This is a genomic window from Leclercia sp. UBA7405, assembly GCF_037152215.1.
GTDB classification, from domain to species: Bacteria; Pseudomonadota; Gammaproteobacteria; order Enterobacterales; family Enterobacteriaceae; genus Enterobacter; species Enterobacter pneumoniae.
Map to the genome: position 1 here is coordinate 45,160 of NZ_JBBCMR010000006.1, position 12,575 is coordinate 57,734.

11 protein-coding genes are annotated in these 12,575 nt (G+C 55.1%); 3 read left to right on the top strand and 8 right to left on the bottom strand.

Translation table 11 applies throughout. The features are described 5' to 3' along the window. Nucleotides 1-42: 42 nt before the first annotated feature. Nucleotides 43-1,491: an amidase family protein gene (locus tag WFN75_RS20295; RefSeq protein WP_336996721.1), complete on the bottom strand. Its 1,449-nt coding sequence runs from the start codon at nucleotides 1,489-1,491 to the stop codon at nucleotides 43-45. Between the two features lie 119 nt (nucleotides 1,492-1,610). Beyond that, a complete protein-coding gene (locus WFN75_RS20300; RefSeq protein ID WP_040074363.1) occupies nucleotides 1,611-2,099 on the bottom strand; it encodes a GNAT family N-acetyltransferase in 489 nt (162 codons plus the stop codon). A gap of 83 nt (nucleotides 2,100-2,182) precedes the next feature. On the opposite strand from WFN75_RS20300, the gene WFN75_RS20305 reads away from it, so the two are divergent. Then, nucleotides 2,183-3,115: a LysR family transcriptional regulator gene (locus WFN75_RS20305; RefSeq protein ID WP_336996722.1), complete on the top strand. Its 933-nt coding sequence runs from the start codon at nucleotides 2,183-2,185 to the stop codon at nucleotides 3,113-3,115. A 166-nt stretch (nucleotides 3,116-3,281) separates the two neighbouring features. Here the strand turns inward: WFN75_RS20305 and WFN75_RS20310 are convergent, their stop codons facing one another. The 5 genes from WFN75_RS20310 to WFN75_RS20330 all read right to left on the bottom strand — a co-directional run bounded on the left by WFN75_RS20310 (nucleotide 3,282) and on the right by WFN75_RS20330 (nucleotide 8,485). Beyond that, nucleotides 3,282-4,601 carry an NAD(P)/FAD-dependent oxidoreductase gene (locus WFN75_RS20310; RefSeq protein WP_233800838.1) on the bottom strand — a complete coding sequence of 440 codons (1,320 nt, stop codon included), beginning with the start codon at nucleotides 4,599-4,601 and terminating at the stop codon, nucleotides 3,282-3,284. Between the two features lie 271 nt (nucleotides 4,602-4,872). After that, nucleotides 4,873-5,571: a GntR family transcriptional regulator gene (locus tag WFN75_RS20315; RefSeq protein WP_046886082.1), complete on the bottom strand. Its 699-nt coding sequence runs from the start codon at nucleotides 5,569-5,571 to the stop codon at nucleotides 4,873-4,875. Nucleotides 5,572-5,693: 122 nt separating this feature from the next. Continuing rightward, nucleotides 5,694-5,999, bottom strand: a complete 306-nt coding sequence (locus WFN75_RS20320) for a hypothetical protein (protein WP_336996723.1) — start codon at nucleotides 5,997-5,999, stop codon at nucleotides 5,694-5,696. Nucleotides 6,000-6,070: 71 nt separating this feature from the next. Further along, nucleotides 6,071-7,573: an aldehyde dehydrogenase gene (locus tag WFN75_RS20325; protein WP_336996724.1), complete on the bottom strand. Its 1,503-nt coding sequence runs from the start codon at nucleotides 7,571-7,573 to the stop codon at nucleotides 6,071-6,073. Nucleotides 7,574-7,582: 9 nt separating this feature from the next. Further along, nucleotides 7,583-8,485 (bottom strand): dihydrodipicolinate synthase family protein, encoded by a 903-nt coding sequence (locus tag WFN75_RS20330; protein ID WP_336996725.1) that lies wholly within the window; start codon nucleotides 8,483-8,485, stop codon nucleotides 7,583-7,585. A 392-nt stretch (nucleotides 8,486-8,877) separates the two neighbouring features. Here WFN75_RS20330 and yddG point away from each other — a divergent pair, with 392 nt between their 5' ends. Together yddG and WFN75_RS20340 are read left to right on the top strand one after the other, a co-directional pair. Next, nucleotides 8,878-9,789 (top strand): aromatic amino acid DMT transporter YddG, encoded by a 912-nt coding sequence (gene yddG / locus WFN75_RS20335; RefSeq protein WP_046886085.1) that lies wholly within the window; start codon nucleotides 8,878-8,880, stop codon nucleotides 9,787-9,789. 335 nt (nucleotides 9,790-10,124) lie between these two features. Beyond that, nucleotides 10,125-11,507 (top strand): MFS transporter, encoded by a 1,383-nt coding sequence (locus WFN75_RS20340; RefSeq protein ID WP_336996726.1) that lies wholly within the window; start codon nucleotides 10,125-10,127, stop codon nucleotides 11,505-11,507. Nucleotides 11,508-11,530: 23 nt separating this feature from the next. Here the strand turns inward: WFN75_RS20340 and WFN75_RS20345 are convergent, their stop codons facing one another. Continuing rightward, nucleotides 11,531-12,553 carry a GlxA family transcriptional regulator gene (locus WFN75_RS20345; RefSeq protein ID WP_336996745.1) on the bottom strand — a complete coding sequence of 341 codons (1,023 nt, stop codon included), beginning with the start codon at nucleotides 12,551-12,553 and terminating at the stop codon, nucleotides 11,531-11,533. Nucleotides 12,554-12,575 lie beyond the last annotated feature (22 nt).

Here is a 12,575-nt window from a genome sequence, read left to right on the forward strand (position 1 = left end):
TGCTTTCTGTTTTACTGACAGATGACGCGCTTTCTCTGGCAATCACTCCGCCAGCCAGGCGTTCGGTAAAACGCGTTGACCAATAACCCTTTCAATGGCTTGAGCAGCATAAAGAACAGCCAGATCATCACCTGGCGCACCGTAAACGGTAACCCCAAATGGCACGCCTTCAGTGTCTGCACCTGCAGGTATCGCCACGACCGGTACGCCCGCTTTGCCAGTGCATTTGGCCGCTACGGTCATCGGAGATAGCAAAATATCCGCGCTCCCCTGCTCCAGCGCGGCCAGAATACCGTTGTACAGGCTTAACGCAACATCATGCCTGCGGTCGTGGAGGTATTGCGCCGAACAGACACCCGGGGTTTCTACCGCTGCCTCCAGGAGCGACTGGCCATAAGGGATCGCTTCAGGGTGTGCGTTATTCCATTCAATAATGTCACGCATAGAAGTCATACCGCACGGCTGTAGCCGGGCGAGCAAGACATTGAGGCTTTCATGGAACTCAGAGCGGAACACGCATGAACGTACTGCGTTCAGTTCCTCTGCAGCAGGTAAATCACAGTGATCGACAATTACAGCCCCGGCCCGGGAAAGCGTATTCAGAAGATCGTTAAACATCGTCTGATGCTCATGGGTGGCCAAATTGTCGGCAATAAAGCGGCGGGGCACGCCAATTCGCAGTCCATGTAAATCTTCGACTTTGCGCGCATCACCTGAAAAATCAGCCAGTGTCGCTGTGTCATTCATATCAGGCCCTGCAATAGCCTGAAAAATCATCAGCGCATCATCGACCGTACGGGCCAGGGGGCCGGGTGAGTCCTGGCTAGGGACAAGCGGGATGAGCCCATGGCGGCTGACCTGCCCAACGGTAGGCTTAAAGCCCACTACGGAGGTGTGAACTGCCGGGGCCTGAATAGAATTCTGGGTTTCAGAGCCAATGGCGAAAGCACAAAAACCCGCGGCAACAGCAGAGGCGGAGCCGACGCTCGAGCCCTGCCCCCGTCCATACTGTCGCCCTAACGGATTACGAACCACGCCACCCGCCCCGCTAAACTCAGAAGGCATGATGTCTGCCACAAAATCTGCAAATTCCGTCAGGTTTGTTTTGCCGAGCAGTACTGCCCCGGCTTCACGCAGACGCGTAATTAACGTTGCTTCATAGGGAGGAACAAATTCGGCCAGTGCAGCGGCGCCTGCGGAAGCAAAACTGCCATCCGTGGTAAAAACATTATCTTTAACCAGGTAAGGCACGCCATGGAGAGGACCTCTTACGCGCCCTGCAGTGAGTTCTGCATCCGCTTCTTTCGCCTCTTCAAGAGCAAGTGAGGAGACGCTTCTGACGCAATTAAGACCATTCGCACCATTATTGTGACGCTTGATGCGATCCAAATACCATTGTGTCACGTCGACAGAGGTTAATTTACCGGAGGCTATGGCTTCACCGATAGCGCGGGCAGAGCCAGTGGTCAGAAGAGCGGAGATATCCATCATATTCCGGGTTCCGTATTGAAAAATGGATCCTAAAATACAAGAAGAGCTTGCGCGTGCTTATACAATTTGGCGCATATTGGGCGAGTAGATGACGTTACTGAGTAAATGGCTAAGAGTGTTTAGATTATTTCCCGCGTGGCAAATCTTTCTAGCGCCGGTCCATCCAGACGATAGCGAACCCATTCACTCAAGGGGAGCGCATCAATGCTCAGGTAAAAATCTTTCGCTGATTTATCCCACTCCAGAACATTCCATTCGATCCGGCTGCATTTTCGACTAACCGCAAGCTGAGCAATATACTGCAGCATGGCTTTACCTGCCCCTAATCCCCGGTAGTCTGGAATAAAATACAGGTCTTCCATATTCAGGCTGTATCGTCCTAACCACGTCGAATAACTCATTGATACAACGGAATACCCCGCTACGTTTCCGTCGACTTCACATATATACGCTTCTGCTGCGGTATCCGCAGAGAACAATGAGGTTCTGATATCTTCTACGTCCGGGACCGCTTCTTTTGGAGACTCACGGTAAACGGATAATCCATTGATCATGTTATAGATGGCATCGGCATCCTGCGGGCTTGCCTGCCTGATAGTGACACTCATAAATATTATTCCGCATGATGTTTGGTAGTTATAAGGATAAACGGTATTGTTTAGTGAATTAAGTGCAATAAAATCAATAGAAGGTGAATTTCGTGCATCAGTCTTTAAGACGTCTCGATCTTAATTTGCTCCCCATTTTTGATGCCGTCTTTCGGCATCGTTCCGTCAGATTAGCGGCTGAGGAGCTGGCAATGAGCACCTCAGCGTTAAGTCATGCCTTAACGCGGCTACGCGAATTTTTGAAAGACCCTCTGTTCTACCGCGAAGGTCACAAGATGTGTCCCAGCGTCTATGCTTTTCAGCTCGCCCCTCATATTGCCGAAGCGTTACATGCGCTGAATCAGCACCTGAGTCCTGTTAAACCCTTTGAGCCTCTGACGAGCACAGAGTTTTTCCGCATTGCAGTAACGGATTACACCGCTTTTTGCGTGTTTCCCGTTCTCATGAAAGATATCCATAACACGGCACCGGGCATTAATTTTGAGCTCTGTCATTTGCCGCATAACCCGGCGTTGAACGAGTTGCTGGCAGGAGAGGTCGACCTGGCGCTGAGTTTTAGCGAACCTGATGAGGTGAAACATCCTGACCTGGATGAAATAGATTTATTCAGCGATCAATTCGTGGTGATAAGCAATGGCAACCGAGAAAGCCTGTCGCTCGACGAGTATCTTGCCGCCGGGCATCTGGTCGTCACCCCCTGGAATGAGAAGAGAGGGTTACTCGACACCCATCTCGCGCGTCTTGGGCTGGAAAGGCGGATAACGCTGAAAACCCCTTCGATGCTGAGTTCACCGTATGTGATTGCGGAAAGCGAATTGCTGATGGCCGTTCCATCATTTGTCGCGGCACAGCTTGCGCCCTTAACCCGGGTGAAAACCTTCAAACTGCCTTTTAGCGCCCCGCCTTTTACCGTCAAAATATACTCACATAAACGCAGTGGTAAAAAGAAGTCCTCTGACTGGCTTAAAGCGTACATTCTAAAAAGCATCCGCAATACAGAACTCGGCAGGATGTGAGAGACGGGCCAATACCAGGGTCAGGCTCAGGGTTAAAGATTGCACGAATTTATCTGTCCCCCTCAGGGCAAAGCGATCAGGATTATTGCCACGGTACCCTCTTCGATTACTGCCCTGGTCAGCGGCGGATGAGCCTGACCCCTGACCAGGGCCTGCTTTGCTCCCCCTAAACCTCAAGCCCCGCTCTGAACTGCCCCCACTTCAGCACCGAGTTCACCCCAATCGACAGGAAGGGCTCCGGCGGGGTTTTATTCGGCCCCGGCGAGGCCGCCAGGAAGTCAATCAGCTCATTACGCTCGCCGGCAATCATATCGGCCAGCAGCGTGCCGGTGGCGGTGCCGCGCGTAATTCCCAGTCCGTTGCAACACAGCGCGCCATAGACATTCGGCGCCAGCTGGCCGAAGAACCCTTCATGGTTTTCCGACAGGCAGATCGCCCCGCTCCAGGAGTATTCAAAATCCACCTTATCAAGGGTCGGGAAACGGCGCTCGAACGACTTACGGTGGTTGGCGATAAAGTTATTCAGATGTTGTTCACGCGGACGGCCATCCGGGTGGAAGCTAAAACTGTTCCGCACCAGGATGCGGTTATCTACCGTCCGGCGCACGGTACTGCCAAACGGATGCGCCGGGATCACGCCCCATACCGGTTTGCCGCCCAGCCCGGCCTGCTCCTCTGGCGTCAGCGGACGGGTCAGGCTGCCATAGAGAAACGTAGGCAGCAGGCGGCCACGCAGGAAGCCAAAGTGTGAGGCAAAAGCGTTGTTGGCCAGAATCAGCTTATCGGCGGTGATGCAGCCCTTGTCATGTATCAGGGTCACCTTATCGCCATAGTTGATGGCAGTAATCGGGGTGTATTCATACAGCGTTACGTTCGCGGGCAGGCTATCTGCCAGCCCCTTCACCAGCGCGGATGGCTGCAGCAGCATGGTGCCAGGAATAAACAGCGCCTGCTTATAATAGGAGGTACCAATGTGGTCCGGCAGATCCTTGCCGGCGATCATCTCGGTGTCACGGCCAATCTTCTCCAGCCCACGGCGATACGCCTCCAGAATGGCAACGCCCTGCTCCCCCACAGCAGCCTGATACTTACCCGAGTCGGACATCTGGCAGTCAATGCCCTGCTCTTTCACAATCGCGCGCAGGATGTTTTGCCCCAGGGTGTTAAGTTTCAGGATCAGCTTAGCGGTTTTCACATCACCAATGTAATCCTTTGCCCCGATATCGTGCGGCACGTCGATGGCAAATCCGGCGTTGCGCCCGGACGGACCATAGCCCACCTCCTGGGCCTCAATCAGCACCACTTCATCGTCAGGAAAGTTGAGCGCCAGCTGTCGGGCAGCGGCCAGACCAGTAAGGCCTGCGCCGACAATCGCCCAGCGGGCATGTTTTTGTCCCACATGGGCAGGACGAGGGGTACGCGCCTGGCTGGTGTGATACCAGCCCGGCAGGGCGTCATCCGCCGGCAGCGAGGTGATCTTTTGCACGTTTATTACTCCGGTACGCTGGGTTCTTTTCAAATTCACCTGCCTACGCTGCGGGGCGCACAGGTCAGGTGATGCTGAAATAATGTTAGCCATGTTGCTAAAATGAATACGTGATATATATCTCATGTATACATAAAGTATAAAAATAGTAACCAGGTTAAAAAAATGTTGTGCAACGCTCAGGGGAAAGCCGCAGCAATAAAGCCGTGAAATAGAGAGGATGCAGAGAGACAGGCCTGCCAGCGGAGGCCGACAGGCGCAAGGCGTGGGGTTAGCGCTTATCGCCTTCAGGTGGCGAAACTAGATCGGCCTTCAGCCCCTGGGGGGCAATAAAGATCTCCATGTTTTCCCGCGACAGCTCCCAGTGCTCGAACACCAGGTCAACCACCGCCTGCTCATCGCGCGCCTCGATGGCGGCAATAAAGGCGTCATGATGGTCTGCCGCCAGCTGCAACCGCCGCGCCATATCGTCGTTTTGCGGGCGGAAAAAGGTATGTCCGATACGACAGTGGTCAATCAGCAGCCTTCCGAGGCTCGGCTGCAGATAGGGGTTAGCCGCCATCTCGCCCATAATTTCATGAAAACGATTGTTCTCCAGCGCCAGCGCCTGAGCGTCATGGGTTTGTGCTGCCTTGCGAAACCGCTTTTGCGTCTCTTTCAGCGCTTTAAGCTGCGCCGGTTTAAAGTGTTGCACCGCCAGTCGCCCGGTCGCTGCATAGATCATCGGTGCGACAAGGAAAAAGTTACGCAGCGTCGAGTGGCTCATGGGAATGACGCGTACGCCCCGTTTTTCAACAATTTCGAGATAGCCTTCACCCGCCAGGCGCTGAAACACTTCGCGGACCGGCGTGCGGGACAAGCCGTATTGCGCCGTCAGGCTGGCTTCATCCAGCAGTTCATCCGGATCCAGCTCCATGGTTAAAATAAGACGCTTCAGATCCTCATACAGCGCTGCTTTTCCCGTCCTCATTGTCGCCTCCTGAAAAACCGGGTGAGTGGCCAGTGTCTGCGGTTAACCTACAGAAAAAGGCGGTATACAGCAAAAATAAATCACCTCTTCTCATTCCGCGAATAGCCCCAGTTTTTCAACGATTAACGATGATTTTTCAGCTCATTAGCGGTTTGCCAAATCAACTGCAACATCGGTTCAGGATCCCGATCCGGGGGATGGCGCAAGATCTCACTACGCAGCCAGGCAATTTCGCTGGTGGCGAACTGGCGAAAGCTCATCCCGTCGCTCGCATTTTTTAACCATTTCATCAGAAAGGCATTTTTCTGCCGGTTCGTCCGAATACGCCCATGCTGTCTGGAAAGACCCATCGCGACCAGAATACAGAAGTAGAAGTGGACTCGCTTTTCCAGGCCGTCAGGCATGGCGGCAAACAGATGGTTTTTCATCTCCGTCAGCTCAGGCTGAACGCGCAGGCTGCCTGCCGATAACGGCGGCGGGCAGCCCTCTCCTGTGCGTGTCAGGCATCGTCTGTGGGAACATCAATCCAGATGGTCTTCAGTTCAGTGTACTGGTCGAGCGCAAAGACCGACTTATCACGTCCGCCAAAGCCCGACTGCTTATAGCCGCCAAACGGGGTGGTGGCATCCCCTTCACCGAAGCAGTTGACGGTGACCGTGCCTGCGCGGATGGCACGCGAAACGCGGATCGCCCGGTTGAGCTTGCCGGTATAGACCGATGCGGCCAGTCCATAGGGGGTGTCATTTGCCAGGGCGACGGCTTCAGCTTCGGTTTTAAAGGAGGTCACGCAGAGCACCGGGCCGAAAATCTCCTCGCGGAACAGCGCACTCGCCGGCGTTACGCCGTCGATAACCGTGGGCTGCACATAAACCCCCTGCTCCGTGTCCCCGCCGTGAATAATGCGCAGCCCCTCCTGGCGCGCCGTCTCCAGATAGCCGCTGACCTTACTGAAATGCTCCTCTGAAACCAGGCTGCCGAGGCGGTTCTGCGGATCGAGCGGATTGCCCATCGGCCAGTCGCTCATCTGTTTTGCCATCTCTGCCAGCAGCGCTTCCTTTATCTCGTCCTGAACCAGCAGGCGCGAGGTGGCAGAGCAGTTCTCGCCCATGTTCCAGAAAGCACCGTTGAGCACGTGCCCGGCCACGCTCGCCAGATCTTCGGCATCGGCAAACACCAGCGCTGGATTTTTGCCACCACACTCCAGCACCACTTTCTTCAGATTTGACTCTGCGGCGTAGTGCAGGAAACGCCGTCCGGTGGCGGTAGAGCCGGTAAAGCTCACCATATCGATATCCGGATGCAGGCCAATCGGCTCGCCCACCGCTTTCCCGGTACCGGTCACGATATTCAGTACCCCCGCCGGAACGCCCGCCTGATGTGCCAGTTCGGCAACCCGCAGCGCGGTTAAAGAGGTCTGTTCCGCCGGTTTGACGATCACCGAGCAGCCCGCCGCCAGCGCCGGGCCAAGCTTCCAGGCCAGCATCAGCAGCGGAAAGTTCCACGGCAGAACGCAGCCCACCACGCCAATGGCTTCACGCACCACCAACGCCATCGCCCCTTCGCCCACCGGGGCGGTGTGGTCGTATAGCTTATCGATGGCTTCGGCGTGCCATCGGAGGACATGAATGGTTTCTGGCACGTCCACCGTCAGGCATTCACTCACGGGCTTGCCGCTGTCGAGGCTCTCCAGCACCGCCAGCTGCGTAACCTCCTGTTCCATCAGCTCTGCCAGCTTCAGCAGCACTGCTTTGCGCTCGCCCGGTGCCCGCTTGCTCCAGCTTCCGGCCTCGAAGGCAGCGCGCGCGGCGCTCACCGCCGCGTTGACATCGTCAACGTCGCAGGCGGCAATATCAGTAATGTGCTCGCCGGTCGCCGGGTTGTGGGTGGGCAGTCTCTTCCCGGCGCTGGCCGCCACGAAGCGGCCGTTTATAAAGGCGTTATTGGCCAGGGGCAACGCCCGGGCGATGGCAGTAACGTCATCCACTGTTTGCAACTGACTCATTCTGCCCCCTTATGCCGCTGTCGCCGCAGCCACGTTGCGTTTCACATCGGCAATGACGGCTTTCAACTGGGCTTTCTCTTCTTCGTCCAGCCCCTGCAGTGGCGCACGTACCGCCCCCGAGGTCAGGCCGTTCAGTTCGCAACCGTAGCGGATCGATTGCACAAACTTTCCGCCGTCGAGGAAGTTCATCAGCGGCATCATGGCAGCCATGATCTTGCGCCCCTTGTCGAAATCTTTCTCCACCACGCAGGCTTCATACAGCGCCACGTGTTCACGGGGGATAAAGTTGGAACCTGCACAGACCCAGCTGCGCGCGCCCCAGGCGAAAAATTCCAGCGCCTGATCGTCCCAGCCGCAGGAGAGCGCAATGTTCGGGAATTTGCAGGCCAGCAAATGCAGGTTATTGAAATCGCCTGAGCTCTCTTTAATCGCCACCACGTTCGCCGAGCGGCTCACTTCGGTGAAATAGGTCTCGCCCATGGTGATACCCATGCGGCCCGGGTAGTTATAGAGCATGATGGGCAGCTGTGCGGCTTTGTCGACCGTCAACGCATGATGGGCATTTTCCCGCTCGGTCGGCAGGGCATAGGGCGGAGAGGTCACGAGGATGGCATCGGCTTTCGCTTCGCGGGCATGTTTTGCGTAGTCCACCGCATCTTCAGTGCGGATTGCGCCGGTGCCCACGACCAGCGGCAGACGGGTACCTATCACGCTGCGCGCGTGCTCCACCAGCGCTTTACGCTCCTCCGGACTCTGGGCGTAATACTCGCCGGTAGAGCCGCCAATGATAATGCCGTGGACGCGCGCCTCGATCAGCGACTCCAGCACCTCGGCAAAGCGCACGAAATCAATGCTGCCATCGGCTGCGTAAGGAGTAATGGCCGGGGTGTAGATACCTTCAAATGTAAACACGATAACCTCCAGGGAAATTCATGACCGTAACAGTCAGCTACGCAACCGTGATGGCGTGCGTTTGTTAAAAATTTGCACAAGGGGGTAAAAAAGGTCAATGAATGAATATTTTTTGTATACATAGAAAATACAACATAAATACGAAATTACCGTATATTTCTACACAAGAAAAAATAATTCTCTTTTATTTTCATTAAGTTAAATTGTGATATCAAGCGTAGTAATTTTCTATATGATTTCCGATAACGATCACATTCCGGGATTATTGCGGATGAAGGCGTATTTACAGTGAGAGTTGAGAGGCATAATTTTAAGACTGAATTTAACCAGGATTTAACAGAAAGAGACTACACAGCGCCTGGTTGTGACCAAATTGTAAACAGAGGTAGGGTATGCCCCAGAAGAAAGCGACACTCATCGGGTTGATAGCGATCCTGTTGTGGAGTGCGATTGTGGGTTTGATTAAAAGCGTGAGCGAGGGGTTTGGCCCGGTAGGAGGCGCGGCGCTGATCTACACCTGCAGCGCGATACTGCTGATCTTTACCGTTGGGTTGCCGAAAATTCGCCAGTTCCCACCGAGCTATCTGATCCTCGGCAGCATTCTGTTTGTCTGCTACGAGCTGTGCCTGTCGTTATCGCTGGGCTTTACCCATAACGGACGGCAGGCCATCGAAGTGGGTATGGTCAATTACCTCTGGCCGAGTCTGACCATTCTGTTAACGGTGATCGTTACCCGCCAGAAAACCAGCCCGTTAATTATACCCGGGGTGATCATCGCCATCATTGGCATTGGCCGGGTGCTGGGCGGGGACCAGGGATTCTCCGTAAACGAAATGACCCGCAACGTAATGGACAATCCTCTAAGTTATGGCCTGGCATTTAGCGGCGCGGTGATTTGGGCAATATATTGCGTGGTCACGAAATTAATCGCTAAAGGCAATAATGGTATTACCCTGTTCTTTATTTTGACGGCCCTGACGTTGTGGGTGAAATTTCTCACCTCGCCTCAGCCGGACTTTATTTTATCGTGGAAAGCGTGGATAAGTTTATTGCTCGCGGCCATCGCTATGGGCTTCGGTTATGCCGCCTGGAACGTCGGCATCCTGCATGGCAACGTGACGATACTGGCCGCCGCCTCCTATTTTATTCCGATTATCTCTGCCGTGCTGGCCGCGTTTATCCTCAGTTCACAGCTGACGATGGCCTTCTGGCAGGGTACCGCCATGGTAAGTCTCGGCTCGCTTATCTGCTGGTGGTCGACGCGCACCGTCCCGGTGGCAAAGTTATCTGACGAGCGTTCTTGATATCCGTCTGCGGGGGGTACACCTCCCGCAAGACGTAAAGTGAAGTAAGACCATAATAGATATAAATAACATCTTATCCGACCATCCTGCACCGGAGGAGTACCTGTCATGAATCAGCCTCAATAACCGATAAATTCATTCATTGTTTTATTAAGATCGCTATATCTGCTCTGGATAACACTTTATCGATCTTACCTGACCTACATTTATTCCGTATTCGTTTGATTAACGGTATGAGCTTCGCTCGGTCTAAATAAATAGTCATCGCCTCTGCTATTTATTTCGTCCTCTTATTACTGATTATTCAACGACGTCGGGAAAAGACAGGAGTTATCATGTCAAATATCCTTTCAGTTGAAGACGTACCGCTTAATCGTTTTCATCGGTTACTGACCGTTCGTTCCGGCGGCGGCTCCTTTGTCGATGGCTATGTGCTGAGTATTATCGGCATCGCCATGATGAAGGTCTCCCCTGCTCTCGGCCTGAGCGCCTTCTGGGAAGGGCTTATTGCCGCTTCGGCGCTGATAGGCATCTTTTTTGGCGGCTTTGTTGGCGGCGCCCTGACCGACCGTCTGGGCAGACGCGTGCTCTATTTTGTGGGGCCGACCCTGTTTGTGGTCTGCTCGCTGGCACAGTATTGGGTGCAGAGCGGCGAGATGCTCTTCGCCCTGCGCTTTCTGAACGGCGTGGCGGTCGGCATTGAGTACCCGGTTGCCACCGCTTTCCTGGTCGAGTTTCTGCCGAAGAAAAACCGTGGTCCCTGCCTCGCCACCCTCACTATTCTCTGGTTTGCCGGTGCGGCGACCGCCTACCTGGCCGGGGAAGCGATCCTGCACCTGGGCGGCCCGGAGGCCTGGCGTCTGGCGCTGGCCAGCACCGCAGTGATTGGTGCCCTGCTGTTCATTGTGCGTCTGGGTACGCCGGAATCACCACGCTGGCTGATGAGTAAAGGACGCCACGCGGAAGCCGAAGCGATCATTCGTCAGGTTTACGGGCCGGACTTTAGCCTGGATAACCTGCCAGTGCAGGCCGAAAGCAAAAACCTGTCGTTCGCCAGCCTGCTGCACTCGGGTTACGGCAAACGCATGGCGTTTGTGACCATCTTCTGGACCTGCTCGGTGATCCCGGTATTTGCCGTCTACGCCTTTGCGCCAAAAGTACTGGATGCCCTGCACCTGAGCGGCGCCTGGGCCTCCTGGGGATCGGTAGCCATTACCTTGCTGTTCGTGGTGGGCTGTATCGTTGCCACCCGCCTGGTGAATATTCTGGGCCGCCGTAAATTGCTGCTGCAAAGCTTCCTCTGGTCCGGCCTGGCGCTTCTGCTGTTAGGCCTGCTGCGTGATGGCCCCTCGCCTGTCATTCTGCTGATGTTTGGCCTGTATGCGCTCTTTATCGGAGGTGCGCAGGTACTGCAGCTGGTCTATCCAAACGAGATTTTCCCGACTGAAATTCGTGCAGGTGCGGTTGGGGTGGGAACCTCGCTGTCACGCGTTGGCGCGGCGGTGGGCACCTGGCTGGTGCCGGTTTCCCTGCAAACCCTGGGGATTGGCAACACCATGTACATTGCGGCGGCCATCACCTTCTTCGGGCTGATTGTCTCCTGGTTCCTGGCACCAGAGACCAACGCCCGGAGCCTGGAGGATGCCGCGTCGCTGGATGATGCCCCCCGGCAAAAGGTGACCCTCAACGCGCCGCTCACCCGACGCAATACACTCTAATAAAAAGGGCTGCATCGCAGCCCTTACTCTTTTACCAGCTTTTCCACTTCCCGCCGCCGTTTTCTGAACGAGCCCGGCGTTTCGCCATACTGCTTGCGAAACCACGAGATGAGATGGGTCGCATCGGCAAAACCGGTCGCTATAGCAATAGCGCCGATGCTGTTGCTGGAGTCGGCCATCAGTTTACGCGCCCGCTCCAGACGCATGCGTCGCCAGTACACCGCCGCCGAGTGGCCGGTACACTTCGTAAAGATAAGATTAAGCTGGCGGAATGTGACGCCAGCAAAGTCTGCCACCTCTGCCAGCGGCACCGGCGAGTCCAGATGATGCTGCATAAACTCAATGACTTTATTGACCAGCTCGTTATCGTAACCATCCGGTTCGCTGAGCGAGGCTTTGCGTTTCGCCTGGCGTGTCGGAGCCTCTTCAACCAGCAGATATTTCAGGACCTTTTGCGAACGTACCAGTCCGCAATGCTGACGAATCAGATCTGCCGCCAGGTCGATGGCCGTACCGCCCGGACACGTAATGATCCCGCCATCTTTGATGTAGGTTTTATCAATAACCGGGATGGCTTTCGGAAAACGCAGGCGGAACTCATCCCGGGTGGTGAAGTGGATGGCGCAGTGACGCCCGTCGAGCAGCCCGGCGTTACCCGCCACAAACGCGCCGCTACAGAGCGTGATAATAGGGATATTGCGCGCATGCAGATCCCGCAGAGCCGTTAACAACCAGCCGGGCGGCTGGCGCGTCTCCTCCAGCAGACCGCCCGCCACCACGAAGTAATCCCAGGGTTTGCTGAAATCTAACGCGGCGGTGGGTGAGACCGGCAACCCGCAACTGGCGGTAACGGGCTTATTATCGCAGGTCATCCACTCCCAGCGGCAAAAGATTTGCCGACTGGAAAAGGATTCATCAGCGGCAAAACGCAGAGATTCAACCAACCCGGCCACGGAGGCCAGAGTAAATTGCTTCATCAGCAAAAAACCAATGGTGAGGTCAGGTTTTGGCTCAGTCTGGCTTATGGGTGGTGTTGAAGGTGACATAATTTCCGGCTCATCAAAAACG

Bases quoted from the DNA above. Each gene is read 5' to 3' on its own strand.
- WFN75_RS20295 (WP_336996721.1), bottom strand. From the start codon at position 1,491: ATGATGGATATCTCCGCTCTTCTGACCACTGGCTCTGCCCGCGCTATC.
- WFN75_RS20300 (WP_040074363.1), bottom strand. From the start codon at position 2,099: ATGAGTGTCACTATCAGGCAGGCAAGCCCGCAGGATGCCGATGCCATC.
- WFN75_RS20315 (WP_046886082.1), bottom strand. From the start codon at position 5,571: ATGAGGACGGGAAAAGCAGCGCTGTATGAGGATCTGAAGCGTCTTATT.
- WFN75_RS20320 (WP_336996723.1), bottom strand. From the start codon at position 5,999: ATGAAAAACCATCTGTTTGCCGCCATGCCTGACGGCCTGGAAAAGCGA.
- WFN75_RS20325 (WP_336996724.1), bottom strand. From the start codon at position 7,573: ATGAGTCAGTTGCAAACAGTGGATGACGTTACTGCCATCGCCCGGGCG.
- yddG (WP_046886085.1), top strand. From the start codon at position 8,878: ATGCCCCAGAAGAAAGCGACACTCATCGGGTTGATAGCGATCCTGTTG.
- WFN75_RS20340 (WP_336996726.1), top strand. From the start codon at position 10,125: ATGTCAAATATCCTTTCAGTTGAAGACGTACCGCTTAATCGTTTTCAT.
- WFN75_RS20345 (WP_336996745.1), bottom strand. From the start codon at position 12,553: ATGTCACCTTCAACACCACCCATAAGCCAGACTGAGCCAAAACCTGAC.